This window comes from Flagellimonas marinaquae (genome assembly GCF_023716465.1).
GTDB lineage: Bacteria > Bacteroidota > Bacteroidia > Flavobacteriales > Flavobacteriaceae > Flagellimonas > Flagellimonas alginolytica.
Genome location: NZ_CP092415.1, coordinates 419,780 through 439,980, shown reverse-complemented (window position 1 = coordinate 439,980; position 20,201 = coordinate 419,780). Strand labels below are relative to the sequence as shown.

The 20,201-nt window shown below is 41.4% G+C and carries 22 protein-coding genes and 5 tRNA genes; 25 read left to right on the top strand and 2 right to left on the bottom strand.

Going from position 1 to position 20,201, the window contains the following annotated elements; all coding sequences use genetic code 11:
• Nucleotides 1-24 precede the first annotated feature (24 nt).
• Both MJO53_RS02005 and MJO53_RS02000 read right to left on the bottom strand, forming a co-directional pair.
• On the bottom strand, nt 25-657 hold the full coding sequence (locus MJO53_RS02005) for an NAD(P)H-dependent oxidoreductase (RefSeq protein ID WP_252080275.1): 633 nt from the start codon (nt 655-657) through the stop codon (nt 25-27).
• Between the two features lie 5 nt (nt 658-662).
• On the bottom strand, nt 663-1,109 hold the full coding sequence (locus MJO53_RS02000) for a MarR family winged helix-turn-helix transcriptional regulator (RefSeq protein WP_224837677.1): 447 nt from the start codon (nt 1,107-1,109) through the stop codon (nt 663-665).
• A gap of 134 nt (nt 1,110-1,243) precedes the next feature.
• On the opposite strand from MJO53_RS02000, the gene MJO53_RS01995 reads away from it, so the two are divergent.
• The 25 genes from MJO53_RS01995 to rpoB all read left to right on the top strand — a co-directional run bounded on the left by MJO53_RS01995 (nt 1,244) and on the right by rpoB (nt 20,174).
• Complete coding sequence (locus MJO53_RS01995) at nt 1,244-1,798, top strand: TlpA family protein disulfide reductase (RefSeq protein ID WP_252080274.1); 555 nt, start codon at nt 1,244-1,246, stop codon at nt 1,796-1,798.
• Nucleotides 1,799-1,804: 6 nt separating this feature from the next.
• Nucleotides 1,805-2,437: a thioredoxin family protein gene (locus MJO53_RS01990; protein ID WP_252080273.1), complete on the top strand. Its 633-nt coding sequence runs from the start codon at nt 1,805-1,807 to the stop codon at nt 2,435-2,437.
• 78 nt (nt 2,438-2,515) lie between these two features.
• Nucleotides 2,516-2,827, top strand: coding sequence for a rhodanese-like domain-containing protein (locus MJO53_RS01985; RefSeq protein ID WP_224837680.1), 312 nt, complete (start codon nt 2,516-2,518; stop codon nt 2,825-2,827).
• Between the two features lie 21 nt (nt 2,828-2,848).
• The gene (locus MJO53_RS01980) at nt 2,849-4,129 is read left to right on the top strand and encodes a DUF2851 family protein (RefSeq protein WP_252080272.1); all 1,281 of its coding nucleotides are present in this window, start codon (nt 2,849-2,851) and stop codon (nt 4,127-4,129) included.
• Nucleotides 4,130-4,137: 8 nt separating this feature from the next.
• Nucleotides 4,138-4,365, top strand: coding sequence for a PspC domain-containing protein (locus MJO53_RS01975; protein ID WP_014033469.1), 228 nt, complete (start codon nt 4,138-4,140; stop codon nt 4,363-4,365).
• A gap of 2 nt (nt 4,366-4,367) precedes the next feature.
• On the top strand, nt 4,368-5,375 hold the full coding sequence (locus MJO53_RS01970) for a potassium channel family protein (RefSeq protein WP_224837682.1): 1,008 nt from the start codon (nt 4,368-4,370) through the stop codon (nt 5,373-5,375).
• 85 nt (nt 5,376-5,460) lie between these two features.
• The gene (locus MJO53_RS01965; RefSeq protein WP_252080271.1) at nt 5,461-7,527 is read left to right on the top strand and encodes an amino acid carrier protein; all 2,067 of its coding nucleotides are present in this window, start codon (nt 5,461-5,463) and stop codon (nt 7,525-7,527) included.
• 13 nt (nt 7,528-7,540) lie between these two features.
• The gene (locus MJO53_RS01960; RefSeq protein WP_252080269.1) at nt 7,541-8,398 is read left to right on the top strand and encodes a ComEA family DNA-binding protein; all 858 of its coding nucleotides are present in this window, start codon (nt 7,541-7,543) and stop codon (nt 8,396-8,398) included.
• A gap of 10 nt (nt 8,399-8,408) precedes the next feature.
• Nucleotides 8,409-9,578: an acyl-CoA dehydrogenase family protein gene (locus MJO53_RS01955; protein WP_252080267.1), complete on the top strand. Its 1,170-nt coding sequence runs from the start codon at nt 8,409-8,411 to the stop codon at nt 9,576-9,578.
• A gap of 92 nt (nt 9,579-9,670) precedes the next feature.
• Nucleotides 9,671-9,865, top strand: a complete 195-nt coding sequence (gene rpsU, locus MJO53_RS01950) for a 30S ribosomal protein S21 (RefSeq protein WP_224837686.1) — start codon at nt 9,671-9,673, stop codon at nt 9,863-9,865.
• A 97-nt stretch (nt 9,866-9,962) separates the two neighbouring features.
• The gene (locus MJO53_RS01945) at nt 9,963-10,853 is read left to right on the top strand and encodes a tyrosine-type recombinase/integrase (protein ID WP_252080266.1); all 891 of its coding nucleotides are present in this window, start codon (nt 9,963-9,965) and stop codon (nt 10,851-10,853) included.
• A 55-nt stretch (nt 10,854-10,908) separates the two neighbouring features.
• Nucleotides 10,909-11,211 carry a ribosome hibernation-promoting factor, HPF/YfiA family gene (hpf, locus tag MJO53_RS01940; protein ID WP_224837688.1) on the top strand — a complete coding sequence of 101 codons (303 nt, stop codon included), beginning with the start codon at nt 10,909-10,911 and terminating at the stop codon, nt 11,209-11,211.
• A gap of 101 nt (nt 11,212-11,312) precedes the next feature.
• Nucleotides 11,313-11,386: transfer RNA gene (locus tag MJO53_RS01935), tRNA-Thr, on the top strand.
• A 23-nt stretch (nt 11,387-11,409) separates the two neighbouring features.
• Nucleotides 11,410-11,492 (top strand) — tRNA-Tyr (locus MJO53_RS01930).
• Nucleotides 11,493-11,572: 80 nt separating this feature from the next.
• Nucleotides 11,573-11,645, top strand: a tRNA-Gly gene (locus MJO53_RS01925).
• Between the two features lie 90 nt (nt 11,646-11,735).
• Nucleotides 11,736-11,807 (top strand) — tRNA-Thr (locus MJO53_RS01920).
• Between the two features lie 48 nt (nt 11,808-11,855).
• A complete protein-coding gene (gene tuf, locus MJO53_RS01915; protein ID WP_224837689.1) occupies nt 11,856-13,043 on the top strand; it encodes an elongation factor Tu in 1,188 nt (395 codons plus the stop codon).
• Nucleotides 13,044-13,111: 68 nt separating this feature from the next.
• Nucleotides 13,112-13,184: transfer RNA gene (locus tag MJO53_RS01910), tRNA-Trp, on the top strand.
• A 21-nt stretch (nt 13,185-13,205) separates the two neighbouring features.
• On the top strand, nt 13,206-13,394 hold the full coding sequence (gene secE, locus MJO53_RS01905; protein ID WP_224837690.1) for a preprotein translocase subunit SecE: 189 nt from the start codon (nt 13,206-13,208) through the stop codon (nt 13,392-13,394).
• Nucleotides 13,395-13,406: 12 nt separating this feature from the next.
• Entirely contained in the window at nt 13,407-13,961 is a 555-nt protein-coding gene (nusG, locus tag MJO53_RS01900) for a transcription termination/antitermination protein NusG (protein WP_224837691.1), read from the top strand.
• Between the two features lie 147 nt (nt 13,962-14,108).
• Nucleotides 14,109-14,546, top strand: coding sequence for a 50S ribosomal protein L11 (gene rplK, locus MJO53_RS01895; protein ID WP_224837692.1), 438 nt, complete (start codon nt 14,109-14,111; stop codon nt 14,544-14,546).
• 20 nt (nt 14,547-14,566) lie between these two features.
• Complete coding sequence (rplA, locus tag MJO53_RS01890; protein ID WP_224837693.1) at nt 14,567-15,259, top strand: 50S ribosomal protein L1; 693 nt, start codon at nt 14,567-14,569, stop codon at nt 15,257-15,259.
• A 23-nt stretch (nt 15,260-15,282) separates the two neighbouring features.
• Nucleotides 15,283-15,801, top strand: coding sequence for a 50S ribosomal protein L10 (gene rplJ, locus MJO53_RS01885; RefSeq protein ID WP_252080265.1), 519 nt, complete (start codon nt 15,283-15,285; stop codon nt 15,799-15,801).
• 55 nt (nt 15,802-15,856) lie between these two features.
• Nucleotides 15,857-16,237, top strand: a complete 381-nt coding sequence (rplL, locus tag MJO53_RS01880) for a 50S ribosomal protein L7/L12 (protein WP_119606415.1) — start codon at nt 15,857-15,859, stop codon at nt 16,235-16,237.
• A 127-nt stretch (nt 16,238-16,364) separates the two neighbouring features.
• Nucleotides 16,365-20,174 (top strand): DNA-directed RNA polymerase subunit beta, encoded by a 3,810-nt coding sequence (gene rpoB / locus MJO53_RS01875; RefSeq protein ID WP_252080264.1) that lies wholly within the window; start codon nt 16,365-16,367, stop codon nt 20,172-20,174.
• Nucleotides 20,175-20,201 lie beyond the last annotated feature (27 nt).

Below are 20,201 nucleotides of genomic sequence, written 5' to 3'. Positions count from 1 at the left end.
TTTCTGTTGTTAATTGTTAAGGTGTTATATATGTGTAAATAATTCTTTGTTCGATTTTCTAACTTTGGCCAAGTGCTGGGTTTCGTCTTTTTCTGAACGGTAGCCCACTGCTAGAACAACGGCTGCATTCAAGTTTTTTTCCGAAAGGCCGAGGATTTCATTGTACTTGTCGGATTCAAAACCTTCGATGGGGCAAGTGTCTATTTTTAATTCGGCCGCGGCCTGCATCAAATTGCCAAAAGCGATATAAGCTTGTCTGGCGGTCCAATGGTTTTTTATTTCTTTCGGTAAACCGATCAGTTTCGATTTCATAAAATCGGAATACCCCTTTAAGCCTTCGGCAGGAATATCTCTTGTTTTGCTAACGTTTTCCAAATAGTCGTCCACCAACTCATCGCCAAAATCCGTAGCATTCGCAAAGACGAATATGTGCGAGGCATCGGTAATCTGTGTTTGGCCCCAGGAAACAGGTTTTAGTTGTTCTTTTAGTTTGGAATCGGTGATCACAAAAATGTGATAGGGTTGCAAACCGTAGGAGGAAGCGCTCAAACGAGTCGCTTCCAAAAGGGTTTCCAAATCCTTGTCCGATACTTTTTTTGCAGCATCAAATTTTTTAGTGGCGTAGCGCCATGTTCTATGTTCAATAACGGTGTTCATTAATTCTAAAATTTATCCAATAGATCGTTTAAATGTTCCAGGTCTTTTTTGGTAAAGTTTTCAAAGATTGTTTTGTGTGCTTTTCCGAGGGAGATATCGATTTTTTCCAAAGTATCAAGTCCGGAATCCGTAATTAATATCTCTATCTTTCGCCGGTTGGACGGACATACGCTCCTATGTACAAACCCTTTGGCTAAAAGTTTGTCCACCAAACGTGTGGTATTGCTCATTTTGGTTACCATGCGTTCGTTCAAAGTAGATAGGTTGGCCGGCTTGCCTTTCTGACCTCTTAAAATGCGCAATACATTAAATTGTTGAAGGGAGACCTCAAATGGTTTTAAAGCGGCGTTCATAGATTCATTGATTTTGTTGTGTACCAATTGCAAATGAATCAACGTCCTTGGTTCCAAAGGAATTTTTTTTGATGTTTTTATGGTTTCCTCAACATTCATGTACAAACAATATTTGTATATACAAATGTATGTTGATCATGTAGGTTAATCCAAATATTGGATAGATAAATTTTTGTTAAACCTTATGTTTTGGACTGTACCTTACGTATTTTTAATGGTATAAAAATCAGATAATGAAGAGGTTATTGTTTTTAGGTTCCATGCTTGTTGTTTTATGGGGATGTGCGGAAAAGAAAGATCAAAATAATGAGGATGTTGAATCCACTGAGAACGAAATGGTTGAATTGGAAGCTGAAAAAAACAAGGAGGTCAAGTTTCCTGTATACGACTTTGCAGCTTTTGAACCTTTGCTCAATAAAGATGATGGTAAAACGTACGTTGTAAACTTTTGGGCAACCTGGTGTCAGCCCTGCATCGAAGAAATGCCCCATTTCGAAAAAGTAAACTTAGAACGTTCGGACAACAATGTGGAGGTAATTTTGGTAAATCTGGACATGCCAAATATGTGGAAGACCAGATTGGAGCCCTTCGTGGAAAAAAAGAAGATACAATCCCGGGTTGTTATCTTGGACGACCCTAAACAGAACGACTGGATACCAAAAGTTTCCCAGGATTGGGGCGGGGGAATTCCGGCAACCTTAATATATAATAAGGATAAGCGAGCATTTTACGAACGCGGTTTTACTTACGAAGAACTGAACGAGGAATTGAACAAATTTATAAATTAAGCAATCATGAAAAATTTAAGGATTTTACGTTGGGCTCTGCCCTTGCTGTTGTTTGTCGCAGCTTTTGCAGTTGGGTTTAAAGCGGCAACGGAACATAATTTGGATAATGGGTATCAAATTGGCGACATGGCCACCGATTTTTCCCTTAAAAATGTAAACGGGCAAATGGTGTCCTTGTCCGACTATGAAAATGCCAAAGGCTTTTTGGTGATATTTACCTGTAATACCTGCCCTTATGCTCAAGCTTATGAAGATAGGATTATTGCGTTGGATGCCAAATACAAAACACAAGGCGTTCCGGTAGTGGCCATTATGCCCAATGATCCAAATGTCAAGCCAGGGGATAGCTTTGCAAAAATGAAAGAGCGTGCTGAGGAAAAAGGATTTACGTTTCCTTATTTATTGGATGAAGGGCAAAAAGTTTATCCAGCCTACGGAGCAACAAGAACACCTCATGTTTTTCTGCTGGAGAAAAAACTTTCGGGGAATGAGGTCGTGTATATCGGAGCCATAGACGATAATTATCAAGATGCGACCCAGGTAGAAGAACGATTTGTGGAAAATGCAATCGACGCCATGCTTTCCGGCAAAGAAATAAATCCGAAAACAACCAAGGCCATTGGGTGCGGAATAAAGTAAGCTATTTGAAAATAAAACGATTGGAAATCCGGAGTAATGCTCCGGATTTTTATTTTTGCAGAACCTAAATTATTAAAAATGGCAGATTTATCACAAGAAGAATGGGCGGAGCAACTACAAAACGATGACAACGCCTTTGTTTTGGATGTACGAACCCCTGAAGAGTTCGAAGAGGGGTATATTCCGGGCGCGACCAATATCGATATATATCTTGGGCAGGAATTTTTGGACAAAGTGGAGGAATTGGACAAGTCCAAAAACTTTTACGTTTATTGCCGATCCGGTAACCGAAGTGCGCAAGCCTGTGCTATTATGAACAGTGTTGGAATTGAAAATGCATATAACCTGGAAGGTGGCTTTATGGAGTGGGATGGCGACGTAGCAGAGTAGACCTCCCCTAGTCCCAAATCTATGCGAGAAGACCTACTGTATTTTATTTGGAAGCATAACAAGCTTTCGGCAAAACCATTGTATACCGGTAACAACGAAACGGTTTCGATCAAGTCCACAGGGTTCCAGAATATGTTGGCAGGGCCCGATTTTTTCAATGCTCAAGTGGAAATTGACGGACAGTTGTGGGCCGGTAATGTGGAGATGCACTCCAAATCATCGGATTGGTACGTGCACCATCACGAAACAAATGAAAATTACAACAATGTCATCCTTCATGTAGTATGGGAGGATGACATTGCTGTTTTTAGAAAGGACGGTTCCAGAATCCCAACGTTAGAAGTAAAGCGGTATGTGCCCACCGAGCTATTGGGCCGATATCGGAACTTGATCGAGAATTCCCGTCCCACCTTTGTTAATTGTGAAAAGGACCTTAAGGATGTAGATGCCTTTATTCTGGAAAATTGGCTGCAACGATTGTTTATTGAACGACTGGAGAATAAGTCCAAATTGATCTTGCAGTTGTTGGAAACATCCAAAAACGATTGGGAGGCTGTTCTTTTTATGGTATTGGCCAAAAGTTTTGGCTCCAAGGTAAATGGAACATATTTCCTGGATCGGGCAAAGCAATTGGATTTTTCTGTCGTTCGAAAAACCACCAATGAACCATTGCAGTTGGAAGCTTTGCTTTTTGGCCATTTTGGACTTTTACATGCGGATGATTGCACGGATTCGTACTATAGAGAACTCAACAAAGAGTATGGGTATCTTAAGCAAAAATTTGATTTGGAAGATACGTTTACAAAGCCGGAGTTTTATGGATTACGACCATTAAATTTTCCCACAATACGTGTTTCGCAGTTGACCAGTTTGTACAGTGGGAACCATAACCTTTTTTCAAACCTGATAAATTTCACAACCCTAGAGGATATTTATCAAACTTTGGAGGTTTCTACAGGACGGTATTGGGAAGAGCACTACACCTTTGGAAAACCATCCAACAAAAGAGATAAAAAGCTATCTAGGAATTTCATAGATTTGATCATCATAAATGCATTGGTGCCGCTTAAATTTTGCTATTCAAAATATGTGGGAAGACAATGGGACGAGGAGCTGATCGGATTGATGTCCCATGTAGCTGCCGAGAAAAATTCCGTTATTCAAAACTTTGGCAAAATTGGGTCAAAGGCGACCAATGCTATGGAAACGCAAGCACAATTGGAGCTGTACAATAATTATTGTACCAAAAATAAATGTATGCAATGCGCCATTGGCGCACAATTATTGAATAGAAATCTCTAATTTTAACCATGTCTTTGTTTTATAATACCCTTTACTACTTTCAAAAGCGAGGCTTCGAGGTCTGTAGGCGAATTGCGGAAAGACTTGGTATCCGTGCCCGAGTGGTGCGTACCAGTTTTATCTATCTAACATTTGTTACCTTGGGCTTTGGGTTCGCCCTTTATCTTTTTATTGCCTTTTGGTTAAGGATCAAAGACCTCATTTATACAAAAAGAACTTCTGTATTTGACCTTTAAGAATGATTAGACTGCTCCGCTCCAAAATACTTGTAGCCCTCACCTTAATGGTGGTGGTGCTTGTTTTTGGGGTGATAGGGTATAAAATGCTGTCCGATTTTACGTGGATAGAGGCCATTTATATGACGATTATTACCGTGACCACGGTAGGTTTTTCGGAAGTAAGGCCTTTGGATGCCAATGCTAAGATTTTTACCGTATTTTTAATTGTAACCAGTGTTTTTATATTTGGATTTGCCATTTCAGTGGTGTCCGAATATATTTTGGGAAGAAATTCGTTGGAACTACTAAAAAAGAAGAGAGTGAAAAAGCAAATAGATAGTCTTTCCGGTCATGTTGTGATCTGTGGATTTGGTAGGAATGGTATGCAGGCCGCAGAAAAATTGACCGCTTATAGAAAACCATTTGTGGTGATCGAAAGGGATAGGGAGATCATAGAACGGCATGAAGAAGATATTTTGTTTGTGGAAGGCGATGCCAATGAGGACGAAGTTTTGCTCGAAGCCGGAATAGATCGTGCCCAATATCTTATAACCGCCGTGCCGGATGATTCGGCAAACCTGTTCATTGTGCTTTCGGCCAGGCAATTAAACTCAGATTTATTCATAATAAGTAGGGCGTCACAGATAACTTCGGTTAAAAAATTGGAGTTTGGTGGAGCAAATAAAGTAATAATGCCCGACAAAATCGGAGGGGATCACATGGCCTCCTTGGTGGTAATGCCCAACTTGATCACTTTTTTAGATCAACTATCCATTGAGGGCGAGCATACCACAAATTTAGAAGAAGTCAGTATAGAGGATTTTACCGACCAAATGGAATGTAACTCCTTGCGCGATCTTGATCTTCGCAGAAAAACAGGATGTACCATAATCGGGTACGTGGACCCACAAGGAAAGTACGTTATAAACCCGGAAGCCGATATGGTTTTGCAGCCCAAGAGCAAGGTAATTGTTTTGGGCAGACCTGAACAGATAAGGAAATTAAATCAAATGTTTCAGATCGGATAGTTAAAAAAACATAAAATTTGATAGCGTTGATTTTTTTTTGGATATTGCTGACTTTACCATACCAAAAACTAACTAATCTCAATATATGAAGTATTTTCTTTTTCTATTGTCTTTTTTTGCGCTAACCACTGGTTTTTCACAGGAATTGACCGTAGTTGGCAAAACCTACAATGTCTCCGACAACATTAATGATGGTGTTATAGAGCTAACAGTGGATGGGGGAGTGGAGCCCTACACCTACAAATGGAGCAATCAGGAAACGCCGCTCAAGTCCAAATCGGCACAACGTCTGGTAGAAGGTATACCGTATAGTGTTACAGTGACCGACGCGGCAGGTAATTCGATTACCAAAGAATTTAAAGTAGAGACAGAATCGATCACAGAAGTATTCAATGGAACCATGACCCCGGCAGTAAGTGCATTGGGGTCTGTTCTTTTCTGGGACCCCTTCGCAGCGATCGGAATATACGATCCAGTGGCCTATGCCGACGTAAAATTGATCGGTATTCCCGATTGGAGCAACGAGACCCAGGATAAATTCGTTTTAAAACAGTGGCTGAAGGATGATAAGGCCAGTGTGGCCAAAGGTGAAGATATTGCCGTGATCACCAGTGATAAAAGAGGAGATATCGTTATAAAATCCGAAGCTAAAGGAAAGCTTTTGCAGAGAGTAAAGCAGGGCAACGTAATCTACAATTCGGACAACCAAGAACATGTTATTGAACAAGGAGCACATTACTTTGCCGAAATCAAGTACGATGAGCCCATTGCCATGACCCATCCTAACGGAGATCCGATCATAAAAGGTATTCCCTTTATCGTAATTTGGTTGGTCCTCGGAGCGTTGTTCTTTACAATTCGAATGGGCTTCATTAACATTCGTGGGTTCAGACATTCCATTGATCTTGCCAAAGGAAAATACGATGACCCGGATGCTCCAGGGCAAGTAACCCACTTCCAGGCATTGGCCACAGCAGTTTCCGGTACCGTTGGTCTTGGTAATATAGCTGGTGTTGCCGTAGCGGTATCCTTGGGTGGTGCAGGAGCTACTTTTTGGATGATTGTTTGTGGACTCTTGGGTATGTCCTCCAAATTTGTGGAGTGTACCCTTGGTGTCAAATACAGGGATATATTGCCTGATGGCCGTGTATTCGGCGGTCCAATGAACTACCTGCGCTATGGTCTGGAAAAGCGCAATATGAAAGGTTTTGGTAAAGTATTGGCGGGAGTGTTCGCCATGCTTGCAGTGGGAGCTTCCTTTGGTGGGGGCAATATGTTCCAGGCAAACCAGTCTTTTGAGCAATTGGCCGGGCAGTTTCCTGCCTTGGCCGGCAATGGCTTTTGGTTCGGAGTGGTCACGGCTATTCTGGTAGGTGTAGTTATCATTGGTGGAATTAGCAGTATTGCCAAAGTAACAGGTAAAGTAGTGCCGATCATGGCAACCATATATATAGTTGCGGCATTGGCGGTAATTATAATGAATATCCAAAATATTGGACCGGCATTCTCTGCAATTGTGGATGGAGCGTTTAACCCTTCGGCCCTAAAAGGAGGAATTTTGGGGGTATTGGTCATTGGGTTTCAAAGAGCGGCCTTCTCCAATGAGGCAGGTGTAGGTTCTGCGGCCATTGCCCACAGTGCGGCAAAGACCAACCATCCACCGTCCGAAGGTTTTGTTGCCTTACTAGAGCCATTTATCGATACCGTTGTGGTTTGTACTCTAACAGCTTTGGTGTTGATTTTTACAGGAATGCACGAAGTAGAAGGAATGGCAGGTGCACAGTTGACATCCGATGCTTTTGGTAGCCAAATTTCTTGGTTCCCTTATGTATTGGCATTGGCGGTATTCCTTTTTGCATTCTCAACCATGATTTCTTGGTCTTACTACGGAATGAGGGCCTGGACTTATCTTTTCGGGAAGAGCAAGCGTTCCGAGATGATCTACAAGATGTTGTTTTTGGTGTTTGTTGTGGTAGGTGCTTCGGTAAGTTTAGGGGCTGTATTGGATTTTTCGGATATGATGATACTTGCCATGTCCTTCCCGAATATCATTGGACTCTACATAATGTCCGGCGAAGTGCGCAAGGACCTGGATGGTTATTTACAGAAATTAAAAGCTGGACAGCTTTTCAAAAAATTGAAGAGTCAATAATATACCTTAAAATATGAGAAAGCAATCCCACTTCAGGTTCAATAAGCAAGAACGGAGTGGGATTTTCTTTTTTTTGTTGGTGGTTCTTGTACTGCAATTGGTTTCTTTCTGGTTAAGAGCAAATCCCTCTCGTCCAAAAAGTAGTTTGGCCCTCAATCTTGAGGAACAAAAAACCATGGATAGTCTTATTGTGGAAAAACAGCGTAGAGGCGCCACTAAAATGTATCCTTTTAACCCCAATTACATTTCGGACCATAAAGGCTACATTTTGGGACTGTCAATTGAAGAATTGGATAGGTTGTCAGCTTTTAGGAAGAAAGGAAAGTTTGTGAATTCTTCAGAAGAATTTCAGGTCGTTACCCAAGTTTCGGATTCTTTATTGGGGATTTTGTCGCCATATTTTCAATTCCCCGATTGGAAGAAACATAATCAATTTCAAAAGAAAGCCTTGTCCAAACCTAAAAACAGGGTTCAAGTCAAAGATTTGAATGCTGCTTCGGCAATGGACTTGATGTCGGTTTACGGAATCGGAGAAACATTGTCCAATCGAATTATAAAGTTCAGGGATAGGCTTGGTGGTTTTTTGGCGAACGAACAATTGTACGATGTTTATGGATTAAAACCAGAAGTTGTAGAAGAAACATTGCGGGCTTTTCAAGTGCTAGAGGTTCCTGAGGTCAAAAAAATCAATCTAAATACTGCTTCGGCAAAAGAATTGTCCCAACTTATATATATAAGGAGTGGACTGGCAGCACAAATTGTTGCGTATAGGGAGAAAAACGGCTTGTTCAAAACATTTGAAGAATTGACTTATGTTGATGGATTTCCAACAGAAAAACTAGATAGAATAGCCTTATATTTGTCTTTATAAATTAGGTGGTATGATTGATATGTACTTCACGGAAGAACATAATTTATTCCGGGAGAGTCTAAAGGATTTTTTGCAAAAAGAGGTTGTTCCCCATATAGAAAAATGGGAGGAATCGGGGAGAATAGATGGGGATATCTGGAACAAGTTCGGGGAAATGGGATATTTTGGTTTGATGACCCCAGAAGATTACTCCGGTCTCAACTTGGACCTTTTCTATACGGTTATCTTTCTTGAAGAGCTGCAAAAGATAAATTCAGGTGGTTTTGCCGCTGCTATGTGGGCGCACCAATATTTGGCAATGACATACTTGAACAAGTTGGCCACGCATGAGCAGAAAAAAGCGTATTTAGAGCCCAGTGTACTTGGGAATAAAATTGGCTGTTTGGGAGTATCCGAGCCTTTTGGGGGCAGTGATGTTGCCGCTATGCGCACCACTGCCGAGAAAAAAGGTGATGTGTACATAGTGAACGGTTCCAAAACTTTTATAACCAACGGTGTTTATGGCGACTACATTATTCTTGCTGCAAAGACCGATATACATGCGGCCCACAAGGGCATAAGCATGTTTGTTGTGGACAGGAATGCCAAAGGGGTGTCCGCAAATAAGTTGAATAAATTAGGATGGAGGGCTTCGGATACTGCAGAACTGGCCTTTGATAATGTTGAGGTGCCGGCTTTCAATTTGCTCGGAAATTTAAATGAAGGTTTCTCGTATATCATGGAGGCCTTTGCATTGGAACGTTTGGTAATGGGGGTGAATGCCCATGCAAGGGCGGAGTATGCTCTCGATTATGCGTTGCAGTATATGTCCGAGCGTGAGGCTTTTGGTAAAAGCATAAATCAATTTCAGGCGTTAAGACATAGGTTGGTTGATCTATATTCCGATATGTTGCTGTGCAAGCAATTCAATTATGCGACGATCGCGCAAATGGAAAAAGGAACCTATGTGGTAAAAGAAGCTACAATTTCCAAACTTAAATCTACCAAAATGGCCGATGAGGTTATTTATCATTGTCTTCAGTTCTTAGGTGGGTACGGTTATATTGAAGACTATCCAATGGCAAGGTTGAGCCGGGACAGTAGGCTTGGGCCAATTGGCGGGGGTACCTCCGAAATCTTACGCGAAATTTTGGCCAAAATTATCGTGGATAAAAAAGAGTACAAGAAACCAAAGGTGTAGAAAATATCAAAAAAGTAAAATATTTCTTTAACCGTTAAATATCATTCGTATATTTGCACTCCAAAAATCTAAAAGAAAGGAGGTTGTAGCCCATGTTAATTATACCAGTAAAAGAAGGAGAAAACATCGATAGAGCTTTAAAACGTTTCAAACGTAAGTTCGACAGAACAGGTACCATGCGTCAGTTAAGAACAAGACAGCAGTTTACTAAACCTTCTGTAAAACGTAGAGCGCAGATACAAAAAGCACAATACATTCAGGGTCTTAGAGATCAAGAAGAAGTATAGTCTTTAAAAGTTCTTATAAAATATAGTGATCCCGTTCCTTAATTGGAGCGGGATTTTCTTTTTATAGGTTTCGGGATTCTATTGCTACCTTTGGAATATGTCCTTGTCAGCTTTTATTTCTTATTTGGAGTTGGAGAAGAATTACTCCAAAAATACCATTTTGGCGTATCAAAAGGATATTGAGTCCTTTGCTGGTTTTTGTAAAGAGCATCATGATGCGGTGAATTTGGAGAATGTATCCTATCCGTTGATCAGGAGCTGGATCGTTGATCTCTCCGATCAAGGTGTGTCCAACAGGACCATTAACCGGAAAATATCTTCTTTGCAGGCTTACTATAAGTTTTTGTTGAAAATAGGGGAGATAACCGTCTCGCCTTTGGTGAAACATAGGGCACTCAAAACCGAAAAGAAGATAGAGGTCCCATTTTCTGAAAAGGAAATGGAATCTGTTTTGTCCGAAATTCCTTTTGAGGATGATTTTGAAGGAGAAAGGGATAAGTTGATCATTGAGCTATTGTATGCCACGGGTATGCGAAGAACGGAGTTGGTGAACTTAAAAATACAGGATTTGGATTTGGCCGGACACCAATTAAAAGTATTGGGCAAAAGAAACAAAGAGCGTATTATACCTTTGCTTCACTCCACGGTACGACAGATCTATACATATTTGGACAAACGTTCTGAGCTGCAATCCAGATCGGATTCATCCTATCTGCTATTAACAAAAGATGGTCTTAAAATTTACGAAACACTTGTTTATCGAACCATAAATAAGTATTTTAGTTTGGTGTCCCCCAAGGTAAAAAAGAGTCCTCATATACTTAGGCACACTTTTGCAACACACTTGCTCAATAGGGGGGCTGATCTAAATTCCGTGAAGGAATTGTTGGGGCATTCAAGTTTGGCATCTACGCAAGTTTATACACATAATAGTATAGCCGAACTTAAAAAAGTACATCGGAAGGCCCACCCAAGGAACAAGAAATAGTGAATTCTTGTAATGTTTAACTTCACTGTCTAGGACAGTACTAAAACTACATCTTATGAAAGTAAATGCACAATCGGTAAATTTTTCGGCTGATGGTAAATTGATAGACTTTATCCAAAAGCGAATGGACAAATTGGAATTATTTTATGACAAGGTCATAGAATCGGATGTATATTTGAAAGTGGAAAACACCAGTGCAAAAGAGAATAAGATAGTGGAAATCATGGTGTTCGTGCCCGGGGATAAATTTATGGTAAAAAAACAATGTAAGTCTTTTGAGGAAGCAGTTGATTCGGCCTGTAGTTCCTTGGAAAGACAGTTGGTGAAAAAGAAAGAAAAGCAGAGGGCGAAAGCTTGATGAAAATTTTTCAAAATTTGTTTTGATTAAAAAAATAAATATATACATTTGCAGTCCGTTAGAAATAGCGGGCTTTTTTAATGATGAAAAAGCGGTGAAATGCCGATATAGCTCAGCTGGCTAGAGCAGCTGATTTGTAATCAGCAGGTCGTGGGTTCGAGTCCCTCTATCGGCTCGTAAGTTATTGAAAATTAAGGCGGGGGGATACTCAAGCGGCCAACGAGGACAGACTGTAAATCTGTTGGTTTTTACCTTCGCAGGTTCGAATCCTGCTCCCCCCACAAAAGTTGTTCGTCGGAACAACCGGGAAAAAGGTTTTATTGAAATTTTGGATTGCTTGGACGGTTGTCCAGGAAAAAATGCGGGAGTAGCTCAGTTGGTAGAGCGTCAGCCTTCCAAGCTGAATGTCGCCGGTTCGAACCCGGTCTCCCGCTCTAAACTTGAAATATTGGATTTCGAGTAAAAGGTTGAAGTTTTGGCGAGCTTGACTTGTAACTTTAAACTCTAAACCTGATAACCCATAGGCCGGTGTAGCTCAGGGGTAGAGCGTTTCCTTGGTAAGGAAGAGGTCACGGGTTCAAATCCCGTCATTGGCTCAAAACGATTTGTACACTAATATAAACTAAGATTAAAATTATTTTAAAATGGCAAAGGAAACTTTTGATCGTTCCAAACCACACTTAAATATTGGTACCATTGGACACGTGGATCACGGTAAAACAACATTGACTGCTGCTATTACCACTGTATTGGCGAACGCTGGTTTGTCTGAGCTAAGAAGCTTTGACTCCATCGATAACGCGCCAGAAGAAAAAGAAAGAGGTATTACTATCAACACTTCGCACGTTGAGTACCAAACAGCTAACCGTCACTACGCTCACGTTGACTGTCCTGGTCACGCGGATTACGTAAAGAACATGGTTACTGGTGCTGCCCAAATGGACGGTGCTATTTTGGTTGTGGCTGCTACCGATGGTCCTATGCCGCAAACTCGTGAGCACATCCTTCTAGGTCGTCAGGTTGGTATTCCTCGTATCGTTGTTTTCTTGAACAAAGTTGATATGGTGGATGATGAGGAGCTTTTGGAGCTTGTTGAGATGGAAGTAAGAGAATTGCTTTCTTTCTATGAGTACGATGGAGATAATGGGCCTGTTGTTGCTGGTTCGGCACTTGGTGCTTTGAACGGTGAGCAAAAATGGGTTGATACCGTAATGGAGTTGATGGAAGCTGTTGATAGCTGGATCGAAGAGCCAGAGCGTGAGGTTGACAAAGACTTCTTGATGCCTATCGAAGATGTATTTACAATTACAGGTCGTGGTACTGTTGCTACTGGTCGTATCGAAACTGGTGTGGCCAACACAGGGGACCCTGTAGATATTATCGGTATGGGTGCTGAGAAATTGTCTTCTACCATTACTGGTGTTGAGATGTTCCGTAAGATTTTGGATAGAGGTGAGGCCGGTGATAACGTAGGTCTTCTTTTGAGAGGTATCGAAAAATCAGATATCAAAAGAGGTATGGTAATCTGTAAGCCAGGTTCTGTTAAGCCACACGCCAAATTCAAAGCTGAGGTTTATATCCTTAAAAAAGAAGAAGGTGGTCGTCACACGCCATTCCACAACAACTACCGTCCACAGTTCTACGTTCGTACAACTGACGTGACCGGTAACATCAACCTTCCTGATGGAGTTGAAATGGTAATGCCAGGTGATAACTTGACGATTACTGTTGATTTGATTCAGCCGATCGCATTGAGCGTTGGTCTACGTTTTGCAATCCGTGAAGGAGGTAGAACAGTAGGTGCTGGTCAGGTTACTGAGATTTTAGATTAATCATTTTACAATAAATAGTGCACTAAAGGGTGTCCCGGTTTTCTCGGGATACCTTTCAGTGTAATTAAACGGGTGTAGCTCAGTTGGTAGAGCACTGGTCTCCAAAACCAGGTGTCGGGAGTTCGAGTCTCTCCTCCCGTGCAAGCAAAATACTCAAAAATTATGATCACTTACATAAAGGAATCATTAGAAGAACTTAAAAACAATGTTACTTGGTTGGAGCGTAGTAAGGCGTCTAATTTAATGGTTGTTGTGGCTGTTTTCTCCATATTGTTCGCTTTGGCGACTTGGGGTGTGGATTCTTTGTTCAGTAACTTGATCACATTGTATTTTGAAAAATTAATAGGATAAAGGTCGATCGATATGTCTGAGGTTCTGGAGAAAAAATGGTATGTGGTAAGAGCGGTCAGTGGTCAAGAAAACAAGATCAAAGGCTATATTGAAAGCGAGGTTGAAAGAGCCGGTTTTGGTGATTACCTCGAGGAAGTTCTTGTGCCTACCGAGAAAGTAGTTCAGATAAGAAACGGAAAGAAAATCAACAAAGAAAGAGTTTACTTTCCTGGGTATATCATGATCAAGGCCAATCTTGGCGGAGAAATGGTTCACATCATTCGCTCCATAACCAATGTAATCGGTTTCTTGGGCGAAGTAAAAGGTGGGGATCCTGTTCCTTTGAGAAAATCCGAAGTAAACCGTATGCTTGGTAAAGTGGATGAGTTGGCCGTAAATACGGACAACGTTTCGATTCCATTTGTGTTGGGCGAAACGGTTAAGGTGATTGATGGACCTTTTAATGGTTTTAACGGAACTGTTGAAAAAATCAATGAAGAAAAGCGTAAGCTAGAGGTAATGGTAAAGATTTTCGGAAGAAAAACGCCATTGGAACTCAGCTACATGCAAGTTGAAAAAGTTGGATAGAAATAGAATAATAGATGTTGGATTTTGGGTTGCTTAAATGTATTGCTCGAAATTAACCTCTAAAATTCAAACGCTATAATAAAGAGCTGTTACATATATAAAGCTGTGTTGCTTCCAATTGACACACTTTAAATTTAATTAGAAACAATGGCAAAAGAAGTAGATAAGGTAGTTAAATTACAAGTTAGGGGAGGTGCTGCGAACCCATCGCCACCGGTTGGACCCGCCTTAGGTGCTGCTGGTGTTAACATCATGGAGTTCTGTAAGCAGTTTAATGCTCGTACACAGGACAAACAAGGTAAGGTTTTACCTGTTGTTATCACCGTTTACAAAGACAAATCTTTCGAGTTTGTTGTAAAAACACCACCTGCGGCAGTTCAATTGATGGAAGCAGCGAAGATTAAAAAAGGATCAGGTGAACCTAACAGGGTTAAAAACGGTTCAGTGACTTGGGATCAAGTAAAGGCGATCGCCGAAGACAAAATGGTCGATCTTAACGCTTTTACCGTGGAATCTGCAATGAGTATGGTTGCGGGTACCGCTAGATCTATGGGTCTGAAAATAGCCGGACAAAGACCTTTTTAAAATCTTAAAAGCATTATTAAATGGCAAAGTTGACTAAAAAGCAAAAAGAAGCCCAATCCAAAATTGACAAGAATAAATTGTATTCTTTGGAAGAGGCATCCGCTTTAGTAAAAGAAATAACCAATGTAAAATTTGATGCTTCCATAGATTTGGCGGTTCGTTTGGGCGTTGACCCAAGAAAAGCCAATCAAATGGTACGTGGCGTTGTTACCCTTCCTCATGGAACTGGTAAGGATGTGAAAGTTTTGGCATTGGTGACACCGGACAAAGAAGCAGAAGCAACAGAAGCAGGAGCTGATTTTGTTGGGTTGGACGAATATTTGGATAAAATAAAAGGCGGTTGGACAGACGTTGATGTTATCATCACCATGCCGAGCGTTATGGGTAAATTGGGACCATTAGGTAGAATTTTAGGACCTAGAGGTTTAATGCCCAATCCAAAAACCGGAACAGTTACCATGGATGTAGCGAAAGCCGTATCCGATGTTAAGGCCGGTAAAATAGACTTTAAAGTGGACAAAACCGGTATTGTGCACGCAGCAATCGGAAAAGCTTCATTCTCCGCGGACAAAATCGCAGGAAACGCTAAGGAATTGATAGATACCTTGGTAAAATTGAAGCCTTCGGCAGCTAAAGGTGTGTACATGAAGAGTATATACATGTCCAGTACAATGAGCCCTAGTGTTCAACTAGATCCAAAAGCAGTTCAATAACTGGTAGTTCAATTTTTATAACTATGACAAGAGAAGAAAAAGCAACAGTAATAAAAGACTTGACTGCACAGTTGGCCGATAACGCCAATATTTACTTGGCCGATATTTCGGGATTGAACGCTGTGGACACCTCTAACTTGAGAAGAGCGTGTTTTAAGGCAAACATTAAGCTTGCGGTCGTAAAGAACACCTTGCTTGCAAAAGCAATGGAAGCTTCTGATAAGGAATTTGGTGAACTTCCCGAGGTATTGAAAGGTAACACATCTTTGATGTTTTCCGAAACCGGGAACGCACCTGCGAAACTTATCAAGAACTTTAGAAAAAAATCAGAAAAGCCCGTATTAAAAGGAGCCTTTATCGAAGAGGCGGTATATATTGGGGATAACAATCTTGATGCACTTGTGAACATCAAGTCCAAAGAGGAAGTTATCGGGGATATCATCGGATTGTTGCAATCACCGGCCAAGAATGTTATTTCTGGACTTAAGTCCGGAGGCGGTAAATTGGCAGGTATCCTTAAAACCCTTTCTGAGAAAGAATAATTCGCGCACAATAAACTAAGTATATTTTTAAAAATTTTTATTAAACGATAGAAAAATGGCAGATTTAAAAGATTTTGCAGAACAGTTGGTAAACCTTACAGTAAAAGAGGTAAATGAGTTGGCCGACATTTTAAAAGAAGAATATGGTATTGAGCCTGCTGCTGCTGCAGTAGCTGTTGCTGGTGGTGCTGCCGGTGGCGGTGAAGCTGAAGCTGCTGAGGAAAAATCAGAATTTGATGTAATCCTTACAGCTGCTGGTGGTTCTAAATTGGCGGTCGTAAAATTGGTTAAGGAATTGACCGGTCTTGGACTAAAAGATGCTAAAGAAATCGTTGACAGCGCACCAAAAGCTGTTAAGGAAGGTGTTGCCAAAGATGAGGCAGAAGGTATCAAAAAATCATTGGAAGAAGCAGGAGCAGAAGTTGAGCTTAAATAATCGCTTTTCCCATTAGAACTTGGTTAAGGTCTTTCCATTTTTGGTTAGACCTTAGCCTATTTATATAAGGAGTGTATAAAGCCGTACACCAACCCACTTAGTAATCACGATCAAAATTTGTCCATAGATGTTCACAAACACTATTGAAAGAGTTAATTTCGCATCCGCTAAGAACATACCGGAATACCCGGATTTCTTGGACATTCAGATAAAATCGTTCCAAGACTTTTTCCAGCTTGAGACTAAATCTGACGAAAGAGGAAACGAAGGTCTCTACAACACCTTCATGGAGAATTTTCCAATCACAGATACCAGAAACCAGTTTGTACTTGAGTTTTTGGATTACTTCATAGATCCACCAAGATATTCCATCCAAGAATGTATCGAGCGTGGACTTACCTATAGCGTACCGTTAAAGGCACGTTTAAAATTATATTGTACCGATCCAGAGCACGAAGATTTCGAAACTATCGTTCAGGATGTGTATTTGGGTACTATCCCTTACATGACTCCTAGTGGAACCTTTGTGATCAACGGCGCAGAAAGAGTTGTAGTTTCCCAGTTGCACAGATCTCCAGGGGTTTTCTTTGGACAATCTTTCCACGCAAATGGAACAAAATTGTATTCCGCCAGGGTAATTCCTTTCAAAGGATCTTGGATTGAATTCGCCACCGATATCAACTCGGTGATGTATGCCTACATCGATAGGAAGAAAAAATTACCGGTAACCACTCTGTTCCGTGCCATCGGCTTTGAAAGGGACAAGGACATTTTGGAAATCTTCGACCTTTCGGAAGAAGTAAAGGTTTCCAAATCCGGGCTTAAAAAAGTATTGGGCCGTAAATTGGCCGCTAGAGTGTTGAACACATGGCATGAGGATTTCGTGGACGAGGATACTGGAGAAGTGGTATCTATCGAAAGAAACGAAATCGTACTCGATCGTGATACCATTTTGGAAAAAGAGCATATCGATGAGATCATTGATGCCGACGTGAAGACCATTTTGCTTCACAAGGAGAACAATGCACAGTCTGATTATGCCATTATCCACAACACTTTGCAAAAAGACCCTACCAACTCTGAAAAAGAAGCGGTAGAGCATATTTATAGACAATTGCGTAATGCCGAACCGCCAGATGAAGAAACGGCTCGTGGTATCATCGATAAATTGTTCTTCTCCGACCAACGTTACAATCTTGGAGAAGTAGGTCGTTACAGAATGAACAAGAAGTTGGGCTTGGATATCGGAATGGATAAACAAGTGTTGACCAAGGAAGATATCATCACCATCATCAAATATTTGATCGAGTTGATCAACTCCAAAGCGGAGATCGATGATATCGATCACTTGTCCAACCGTCGTGTAAGAACCGTTGGGGAACAATTGTCCCAGCAGTTCGGCGTAGGTTTGGCACGTATGGCGCGTACCATCCGTGAGCGTATGAACGTTCGTGACAACGAAGTGTTTACCCCGATTGATTTGATCAACGCGAAGACATTGTCATCCGTAATCAACTCATTCTTTGGAACCAACCAGTTGTCCCAGTTCATGGACCAGACCAACCCGTTGGCAGAGATTACGCACAAAAGAAGATTATCCGCATTAGGGCCAGGTGGTCTTTCCAGAGAAAGAGCAGGTTTCGAGGTGCGAGACGTTCACTATACACACTACGGAAGATTGTGTCCGATCGAGACACCTGAAGGACCGAATATTGGTTTGATCTCTTCATTGTCCGTATTTGCCAAGGTGAACAATATGGGCTTCTTGGAAACTCCTTACCGTAAAGTAGAGGATGGTAAAGTGGATACTGAAAACCACATTTACCTCAGTGCAGAGGAAGAGGAAGGAATGAAGATTGCCCAAGCCAATATTCCATTGGCAGAAGATGGTACTATTGAAAGAGAAAAGGTGATTGCCCGTGAAGAAGGTGATTTCCCGGTAGTGGACCCAACAGAGGTAAAATATACCGACGTTGCACCTAACCAGATCGCATCCATTTCCGCATCCTTGATTCCTTTCTTGGAGCACGATGATGCGAACCGTGCCTTGATGGGATCTAACATGATGCGCCAGGCAGTTCCATTGTTGAGACCGGATTCTCCGATCGTAGGTACAGGTTTGGAAAGACAAGTAGCTACCGATTCCCGGGTATTGATCAATGCAGAAGGAGATGGGGTTGTTGAGTATGTGGATGCACAGAAAATTACCATTAAGTACGATAGGACCGATGAAGAGCGATTGGTAAGCTTTGACGAAGATTCTAAAACGTACCAATTGGTGAAGTTTAGAAAAACAAACCAAGGAACCAGTATTAACTTGAAGCCAATCGTAAGAAAAGGCGACAAGGTGAAAAAAGGTCAGGTACTTTGTGAAGGCTACGCTACCGAAAAAGGGGAATTGGCCTTGGGTAGAAACATGAAGGTTGCCTTTATGCCTTGGAAAGGATACAACTTTGAGGATGCGATCGTGATTTCCGAAAAAGTGGTTCGTGAGGATATATTTACCTCTATCCATGTTGATGAATATTCCTTGGAGGTAAGAGATACCAAATTGGGTGCGGAGGAATTGACCAACGATATTCCAAACGTATCCGAAGAAGCAACAAAAGACTTGGACGAGTACGGTATGATCCGTATCGGTGCCGAAGTGAAGCCAGGAGATATATTGATCGGTAAGATTACTCCAAAGGGAGAATCGGACCCAACTCCGGAAGAAAAACTGTTGCGTGCCATCTTTGGTGACAAAGCAGGTGATGTAAAGGATGCTTCATTAAAAGCTTCTCCATCATTAAGAGGTGTAGTAATCGATAAGAAATTGTTCTCCCGTTCCATCAAGGACAAGAGAAAACGTTCCGAAGATAAAGAAGCCATCGCTAGACTGGAGATGGACTACGAAGTGAAGTTTCAACAGCTGAAAGATGAATTGATCGAGAAATTGTTCAGTTTGATCAGTGGAAAAACATCGCAAGGTGTAATCAACGATTTGGGTGAAGAAGTACTTCCAAAAGGAAAGAAATACACCATTAAAATGTTGAACGCCGTTGATGACTTTGCCCACTTGGTCGGTGGTAGCTGGACAACGGACGACGCGACCAATGCTTTGGTGGCAGACTTGTTGCACAACTACAAAATAAAATTGAACGATATTCAAGGTAACCTTAGAAGGGACAAGTTTACCATCTCCGTAGGGGATGAGCTTCCTGCAGGTATCATGAAATTGGCCAAAGTCTACATCGCCAAAAAGCGTAAGCTTAAAGTTGGTGATAAAATGGCGGGTCGTCACGGTAACAAAGGTATTGTGGCACGTATCGTTCGTCAAGAGGATATGCCGTTCTTGGAAGACGGAACCCCAGTGGACATTGTATTGAACCCACTTGGTGTACCATCGAGGATGAACATTGGTCAGATCTACGAAACCGTATTAGGTTGGGCCGGATTAAAGTTGGGTCAAAAATATGCCACTCCAATTTTTGATGGTGCCTCGTTGGATGAGATCAATAAGATTACCGATGAAGCAGGAGTGCCAAGATTTGGACATACTTATCTATACGATGGTGGAACCGGTCAGCGTTTTGATCAACGAGCTACCGTTGGAGTTATCTACATGTTGAAACTAGGTCACATGGTAGACGACAAAATGCACGCAAGATCTATTGGACCGTACTCATTGATCACACAGCAACCATTGGGTGGTAAAGCTCAGTTTGGTGGTCAGCGTTTTGGTGAGATGGAAGTGTGGGCATTGGAAGCCTACGGAGCATCATCTACCCTTAGGGAAATATTGACCGTTAAGTCGGATGATGTTATCGGAAGGGCCAAGACCTATGAGACCATTGTAAAGGGTGAGACCATGCCAGAGCCTGGGTTGCCAGAATCTTTCAATGTATTGATGCACGAACTTAAAGGTTTGGGCTTGGATATTAGATTGGAAGAATAGAACACTATATTACATTAACTATATCAT

Excerpts from the sequence above, each read along its gene's own strand:
- MJO53_RS02005 (WP_252080275.1), bottom strand. The coding sequence starts at position 657 with ATGAACACCGTTATTGAACATAGAACATGGCGCTACGCCACTAAAAAA.
- MJO53_RS02000 (WP_224837677.1), bottom strand. The coding sequence starts at position 1,109 with ATGAATGTTGAGGAAACCATAAAAACATCAAAAAAAATTCCTTTGGAA.
- MJO53_RS01995 (WP_252080274.1), top strand. The coding sequence starts at position 1,244 with ATGAAGAGGTTATTGTTTTTAGGTTCCATGCTTGTTGTTTTATGGGGA.
- MJO53_RS01990 (WP_252080273.1), top strand. The coding sequence starts at position 1,805 with ATGAAAAATTTAAGGATTTTACGTTGGGCTCTGCCCTTGCTGTTGTTT.
- MJO53_RS01985 (WP_224837680.1), top strand. The coding sequence starts at position 2,516 with ATGGCAGATTTATCACAAGAAGAATGGGCGGAGCAACTACAAAACGAT.
- MJO53_RS01980 (WP_252080272.1), top strand. The coding sequence starts at position 2,849 with ATGCGAGAAGACCTACTGTATTTTATTTGGAAGCATAACAAGCTTTCG.
- MJO53_RS01975 (WP_014033469.1), top strand. The coding sequence starts at position 4,138 with ATGTCTTTGTTTTATAATACCCTTTACTACTTTCAAAAGCGAGGCTTC.
- MJO53_RS01970 (WP_224837682.1), top strand. The coding sequence starts at position 4,368 with ATGATTAGACTGCTCCGCTCCAAAATACTTGTAGCCCTCACCTTAATG.
- MJO53_RS01965 (WP_252080271.1), top strand. The coding sequence starts at position 5,461 with ATGAAGTATTTTCTTTTTCTATTGTCTTTTTTTGCGCTAACCACTGGT.
- MJO53_RS01960 (WP_252080269.1), top strand. The coding sequence starts at position 7,541 with ATGAGAAAGCAATCCCACTTCAGGTTCAATAAGCAAGAACGGAGTGGG.
- MJO53_RS01955 (WP_252080267.1), top strand. The coding sequence starts at position 8,409 with ATGATTGATATGTACTTCACGGAAGAACATAATTTATTCCGGGAGAGT.
- rpsU (WP_224837686.1), top strand. The coding sequence starts at position 9,671 with ATGTTAATTATACCAGTAAAAGAAGGAGAAAACATCGATAGAGCTTTA.
- MJO53_RS01945 (WP_252080266.1), top strand. The coding sequence starts at position 9,963 with ATGTCCTTGTCAGCTTTTATTTCTTATTTGGAGTTGGAGAAGAATTAC.
- hpf (WP_224837688.1), top strand. The coding sequence starts at position 10,909 with ATGAAAGTAAATGCACAATCGGTAAATTTTTCGGCTGATGGTAAATTG.
- tuf (WP_224837689.1), top strand. The coding sequence starts at position 11,856 with ATGGCAAAGGAAACTTTTGATCGTTCCAAACCACACTTAAATATTGGT.
- secE (WP_224837690.1), top strand. The coding sequence starts at position 13,206 with ATGATCACTTACATAAAGGAATCATTAGAAGAACTTAAAAACAATGTT.
- nusG (WP_224837691.1), top strand. The coding sequence starts at position 13,407 with ATGTCTGAGGTTCTGGAGAAAAAATGGTATGTGGTAAGAGCGGTCAGT.
- rplK (WP_224837692.1), top strand. The coding sequence starts at position 14,109 with ATGGCAAAAGAAGTAGATAAGGTAGTTAAATTACAAGTTAGGGGAGGT.
- rplA (WP_224837693.1), top strand. The coding sequence starts at position 14,567 with ATGGCAAAGTTGACTAAAAAGCAAAAAGAAGCCCAATCCAAAATTGAC.
- rplJ (WP_252080265.1), top strand. The coding sequence starts at position 15,283 with ATGACAAGAGAAGAAAAAGCAACAGTAATAAAAGACTTGACTGCACAG.
- rplL (WP_119606415.1), top strand. The coding sequence starts at position 15,857 with ATGGCAGATTTAAAAGATTTTGCAGAACAGTTGGTAAACCTTACAGTA.
- rpoB (WP_252080264.1), top strand. The coding sequence starts at position 16,365 with ATGTTCACAAACACTATTGAAAGAGTTAATTTCGCATCCGCTAAGAAC.